The sequence below is a fragment of the Leptolyngbya sp. FACHB-541 genome (assembly GCF_014695875.1).
Taxonomy (GTDB): domain Bacteria; phylum Cyanobacteriota; class Cyanobacteriia; order Elainellales; family Elainellaceae; genus JAAUTN01.
On the sequence record NZ_JACJPC010000154.1, the window covers coordinates 1 to 5,519 of the forward strand.

The 5,519-nt window shown below is 44.5% G+C and carries 3 protein-coding genes and 4 pseudogenes; 4 read left to right on the top strand and 3 right to left on the bottom strand.

The window, feature by feature from the left end; translation table 11 throughout:
* Window positions 1–119: 119 nt before the first annotated feature.
* The 3 genes and pseudogenes from H6G00_RS34185 to H6G00_RS34195 form a co-directional block, all read right to left on the bottom strand.
* Window positions 120–446, bottom strand: a pseudogene (locus H6G00_RS34185) (IS6 family transposase); the annotation flags it as partial.
* Window positions 447–504: 58 nt separating this feature from the next.
* Window positions 505–594 (bottom strand): annotated as a pseudogene (locus tag H6G00_RS34190) (PDDEXK nuclease domain-containing protein); the annotation flags it as partial.
* A gap of 111 nt (window positions 595–705) precedes the next feature.
* Window positions 706–819, bottom strand: a complete 114-nt coding sequence (locus H6G00_RS34195) for a GlsB/YeaQ/YmgE family stress response membrane protein (RefSeq protein ID WP_190642058.1) — start codon at window positions 817–819, stop codon at window positions 706–708.
* A 104-nt stretch (window positions 820–923) separates the two neighbouring features.
* Between H6G00_RS34195 and H6G00_RS34200 the strand changes: the two genes are divergently transcribed.
* The 4 genes and pseudogenes from H6G00_RS34200 (at window position 924) to H6G00_RS34210 (ending at window position 5,517) form a co-directional block, all read left to right on the top strand.
* Window positions 924–1,514, top strand: coding sequence for a protein kinase (locus H6G00_RS34200; protein WP_190800138.1), 591 nt, complete (start codon window positions 924–926; stop codon window positions 1,512–1,514).
* Window positions 1,515–1,636: 122 nt separating this feature from the next.
* Window positions 1,637–2,395 (top strand): annotated as a pseudogene (locus tag H6G00_RS36985) (AAA family ATPase); the annotation flags it as partial.
* Window positions 2,396–5,181: 2,786 nt separating this feature from the next.
* Window positions 5,182–5,238 (top strand): annotated as a pseudogene (locus tag H6G00_RS36990) (hypothetical protein); the annotation flags it as partial.
* 12 nt (window positions 5,239–5,250) lie between these two features.
* On the top strand, window positions 5,251–5,517 hold the full coding sequence (locus H6G00_RS34210) for a winged helix-turn-helix domain-containing protein (RefSeq protein ID WP_190800140.1): 267 nt from the start codon (window positions 5,251–5,253) through the stop codon (window positions 5,515–5,517).
* Window positions 5,518–5,519: the final 2 nt, after the last annotated feature.

The window sequence follows — 5,519 nt, forward strand, 5'->3', positions numbered from 1 at the left end:
AATTTAGACTTACTCAGCAAACGCTTTATCCTCACTGCAAAAGCAACACCTATAGAGTTACAAGCTTCCTAAAGAGATATCCCAAGATCACCAAAAGCTGGGATGAGCCCAAAGGGATTGGCGCTCAGCATAAAGTCGAGGGTATTACCCTCCAAATCGACCGCACGATACAGATACTTCCACACGCCCTTGACTTTGATGTAAGTTTCGTCCACCCGCCAAGAATCATTCGTGGGTTTGAGGTACGGTCGAATGCGTTTGTCCAGTTCTGGTCCGTACCGTAAAACCCAGCGGTTGATGGTTGAGTGATCCACTCCCATGCCGCGCTCCTGCATCATCTCCTCTAGGTTCCGCTAGCTGAGTGAATAGCGGCAGTACCACCGCACATTCAGCAAGATGATTTTTGGCAGAAAGTGATGCCATTTGAACAAGGAATCGGTCGTCATTTAGAGCAGAGCTAGAGAAAATTGAGCTTCCACACCCTACCATTTTTGCGACACAACCATATTGACTGCCAACAAAGGAGAACCCGACCCCTAACTCTAGCAAAAGCTCTCGAATATGCTGGATGAGAGCCGTTTCTAGCTCTCGCTCTAGAGGGCTGTGTCGCAAAATTTTTTGAATCGCTGATCTTGATATTGAAAGCTGCCTTGCACAATCGTCCCAGCATTAGACATCCACAGGTCTAGAACACTACCCATCCCTCTAAATAGCGCGGCGACGTTGAATGAAGTGCAGAATGACCAACAACACGACTGCACCAATAAATGCAATAAAGATAGTGCCAGCAAGCCCAGGAAAGGGCGAGGCGAGTCCCATTCAATCTGACAGTTTCGTATTATTTGATATCAATTTTCACTGGGTAAGCAATGATTGTATAAGATTGCTCTGAATTGTATCTATTCATCCTTGGTTAAAAGTTCATGATCGAACTATCCAGCTACAAAATCCAGGAATTGCTGTACGAAAGTGACAATTCTGGCGTGTATCGGGCTGTAGGACTAGACAAAGTAGAACAGGTCATTCTTAAGGTACTCAAACAGGGCTACCCGACTCGGGCAGAGCTAACTCGCTACTGTCATGAGTATGAGATGATTCGAGGCTTATCTGGTGAGGGAATTATTCAAGCCTATGCACTGGAAACCCACCAGAAGTCGCTAGTCATTGTTCTGGAAGATTTTGGTGCAGAGCCCCTATACGGTGTTATTCAGAAACAACCCTTGGCAATCGAGCCGTTTCTAAAGTTAGCGATCGCCATTACCCAGGCGCTATCGCAGATTCATGCGGCTCATGTTATTCATAAAGATATTAATCCATCCAATATTGTTTTTAATCGTCAGACCAATTGTGTAAAAATCATTGATTTTGGTATTTCAACTCGCATCAGCCAGGTCAGTTCTAGCTTAAAACATCCAGATGTTTTGGAAGGAACCCTAGCCTATATTTCTCCAGAACAAACTGGACGAATGAATCGGTTTTTAGATTATCGAACTGATTTTACTCGCTTGGAGTAACGTTTTATGAGTTGTTAACGCAACAAGTGCCGTTCCATTCTGATGATGCCTTAGAACTCGTTCATTCTCATCTAGCAAAGCAACCGCTTTCTCCAAGCGAAGTTAATCCTGCAATTCCTGAAGTGGTTTCCAATATCATCTTGAAACTGCTTCGGAAGAACCCTGAAGACCGTTATCAGAGTGCACTAGGCATTCAATTCGATCTGGAATATTGCTTGGAAAAATGGAATGCACAGGGCGCAATCGCGCCTTTTCCGTTAGGACGTGAGGATTACGTCACCCAGCTCAACATTCCCCAGAAACTTTATGGACGGCAGCAAGAATTAGAGACGTTGTTAACCGCTTTTGATCGAATAGCAACGCTCCAAGGGGGTCAAATGAAGCAGCCTGCTTCACCGGAGATAATCTTAGTGACGGGATACTCTGGACTCGGAAAATCTGCGCTAGTGCGGGAGATTTATAAACCCATCACTGAGAAGCGAGGCTACTTTGTTACCGGAAAATTTAACCAACTTCAAAGAACAACTCCCTACAGTGCGATCGTTGCTGCCTTTAGCGATTTAGTCAAGCAACTTCTTACAGAAAGCCAGGAGTCTTTGCAGCAATGGCAAGCTAAATTATTGGCTGCATTGGGTAATAGTGGTCAGGTCATTGTTGATGTCATCCCAAATATTGAATTAGTGATTGGGCGACAACCTTCTGTGCCATTGCTTGAACCGACTGAAACTCAAAATCGCTTCAAACTCATCTTTCAGAAACTAGTTCGCACCTTTAGCGATCCAGCTCATCCACTGGTTATTTTTCTTGATGATCTGCAATGGGCAGATGTAGGAAGTTTGCAACTCATTCACCTCATGCTCACCGATCGAGAAATGCGATCGCTGCTTCTGATTGGAGCCTATCGCAGCAATGAAGTCAGTGACACCCATCCGCTTATGATGACTTTAGAAGAACTGAAATCACTGGAAGTACCTCTGACTTCTATTGATCTTCATCCGTTGACCGTCGATCATCTTAATCAAATGTTGGCAGATAGTTTACATAAGGATCTGCAAAACACGTTCACTTTAGCAGAATTAATTCATTGCAAAACGAATGGAAATCCCTTCTTTGCCAGCGAGTTTTTGAAGACGCTTACAGCCGAGAATTTGCTTCGTTTTGACTTAAAGCAGCGAGTTTGGACTTGGGATATTGAGCAAATTCAAGCCCAGGATATTACCGATAATGTAGTGGATTTAATGATGGGAAAGCTACAAAAGCTTTCTCCTCAAGCACAACAAGTACTTTGTTTGGCAGCTTGTGTCGGTGCTAATTTTAATCTAGCGACTCTCTCTATTATTGGGCAACAACCTCTAGAGGAGATCTTTACTGTTCTTTTTCCTGCCATTCAAGCAGGCTTAATTCTCACAATCTCTGAGCCGGATGAGCAGTTGTTGATTCAAAACTATCGCTTCCTTCATGACCGAGTTCAGCAAGCAGCCTATGCACTCATTCCAGAGCAGCAAAAGCAAAAGCTTCACCTTCAAATTGGGCAGCTTTTACGAAATAAATTGCAGTCTGCGAATGAGGATGAAGAACTTTTTAGTATCGTTGATCATCTCAATATTGGGCGATCGCACCTTGCTACTTACACCGAGCAACTTGATTTGATTGAGCTCAATTTAAGAGCAGCCCGCAAAGCAAAAGAATCAACTGCTTATCAAGCTGCCCATAGCTATTTATCGATTGGGTTAGAATGCCTTCCTACAGATGCCTGGCAAAATCAGTATCATCTGACATTAGCTCTTCATCAGGAGCAAGCAGAAGTTGAATATTTAATTGGTAATCTTGAGTCTTCCAAACAAATTCTAGATACAATTTTGAGCTATGCTCATTCGGTACTGCCTCAAGCCGAGGCTTATAATCTGTTGGTGGTTCAATCTACTCTTCAAACAGATTACGCTAGGGCTTTAGAATATGGACGAGAGGCACTTAAGTTATTAGGCATTGAGTTTCCAGCTAACCAATTCGAACAAGCTTTTGAACAGCAATATCAGCAATTTAAAGCGCGTTTAGGCGATCGCCCCTTTTCTATTCTGCTTCACCAACCTGACATTACCCAAGCTGAGAAACAATTGGCAGTGAAAGTGCTCTCCAATATGGGATCAGCGGCCTATCGCTATAGGCAAATTATTTGGCAAGTTGTGGTTGTGGTTTCTATTTCCCTATTTTTGAAATATGGCAATGTTCCAGAATCCTGTTACGGCTATTCCAACTATGGAACTCTACTGGGATCAGTTCTAGGTGATTACGCAATGGGTTATGAATCTTGCTTGGTTTCATTGCAATTAAGTGAGAAATATCAAAACTTAACTCAGCGATCGCGAGTATGCTTCATCCTCAGTAATTTTGTTCATTCCTGGGTTCAGCCTGTCTGTTTGGCAGATGCAATCAATCAAGATGGAGTACGTTCCGGTCTTGAATCAGGAGAATTTCAATATGTGGGCTATTCTCTCAGCTATCGCATTTCTAATTTAATGTTTCAAGGAAAACCGTTAAAGGAATTAGACGACTTGGTTACCGAATCTTTGACGTTTTGCCGGAGTGTAAAGAACCAGTGGGCGATCGATGTTTTGCTTGGCTACCAGCTTATCTTTGCAAATCTTACTGGACAGACTACCAACTCGTTAAACTTTGATCAAGAGACGCTCAAGGAAGTTGATTATCTTCAAGCTTGTGCTGATCACAAAAGCTTAAGTGCATTGTGTCGTTATTTCATTGCAAAAGCATTCATTTTGTATCTTCACCATCAAGATGACGCAGCTTGGGCTTGTATCGAGAAGGCATTGGAGTTGCAAAACTATATTTTGGGTGTGATTTCAAATGCGGATCTTCATTTTTATGCTGCATTGATCCTACTGCGATTGAGCTTAAGAGCATCGTATGAACAACGCACAGTTTATCAGCAACAGATTGCTGAACACTATGCCAAGCTTGAACAGTGGGCAAACAATTGTCCTGAAAACTTTCAGCATAAGCTTTGGTTGCTGGATGCAGAACTCGGGCAACTGCGAGGCTGTTCGTTAGAAGAAACACTCGATCGCTATGACCGAGCGATCGCTGCCGCTGCAACTCAAGGCTTTCTCCAAGATGAAGCGATCGCTTATGAACGATCCGCCGAATTTTGGCTGGCTCGTAAGAAGCCGAATTTTGCCTACAGCTACTGGCAAAAAGCTTGCTACACCTATGAAGCGTGGGGCGCAAAACGTAAGGCAGAAACGCTAGAGCGTGAGGCAGAACCGTTTTCTGAGAATATGCACCGCCAGCCTGACGTAGTGCGGCGTTCCAGAAGTATGACCACAACTGATCGCTCATCTGGTGGATCATTCGATTTGAGTACGCTGCTAAAGGCGTCTCAGGCGATCGCCAGCGAAATTGTGTTAGAAAAACTTTTGGCACGGTTAATGAGTGTGTTGGTGGAAAATGCAGGTGCTCAACGAGGTCATTTGGTGCTCGAGTCTGATGGTAGGTTTTGTATCGAAGCCACCAGCCAAGTAGATAGTGAACCCAGCGTGTTGTCCTCCCTACCACTGACGGAACAGATTCCCCTTAGCATTATCAACTACGTGATTCGCACGCGAAAAAGTGTAGTGCTTCATCGGGGGCAACGATACAGCAAGCAGCGCAATTGCTTGGACGCAACCGGGTCAGCGTTCAGAAGTGGTTACGGCGCTATCGAGCAGGAGGACTCAGCGAGATGCTGGAGAAAAAGGAACCCTGCGGTCGCCCCCGTGCGATTCCAGCCTGGGCAGAAGCGAGTCTGAAAAAGCGGTTGCAAGAGCCTGAGGGGTTTGATGGCTACGGAGCAATTTGTGATTGGTTCGAGACGCAGTTGGGGGTTGAGGCGAAGTACAAAACGGTGCATAAACTGGTGTACTACCGTCTCCAGGCATCTCCTAAAGTTCCTCGTCCGGTGAGTGTAGAACAGTCGTGTGAGCGGATGGAAGCATATAAAAAAACTTGAGC

What these genes read in the sequence shown, in the direction of transcription:
- H6G00_RS34200 (WP_190800138.1), top strand. Translation starts at nt 924, where the DNA reads ATGATCGAACTATCCAGCTACAAAATCCAGGAATTGCTGTACGAAAGT.
- H6G00_RS34210 (WP_190800140.1), top strand. Translation starts at nt 5,251, where the DNA reads ATGCTGGAGAAAAAGGAACCCTGCGGTCGCCCCCGTGCGATTCCAGCC.
- H6G00_RS34195 (WP_190642058.1), bottom strand. Translation starts at nt 819, where the DNA reads ATGGGACTCGCCTCGCCCTTTCCTGGGCTTGCTGGCACTATCTTTATT.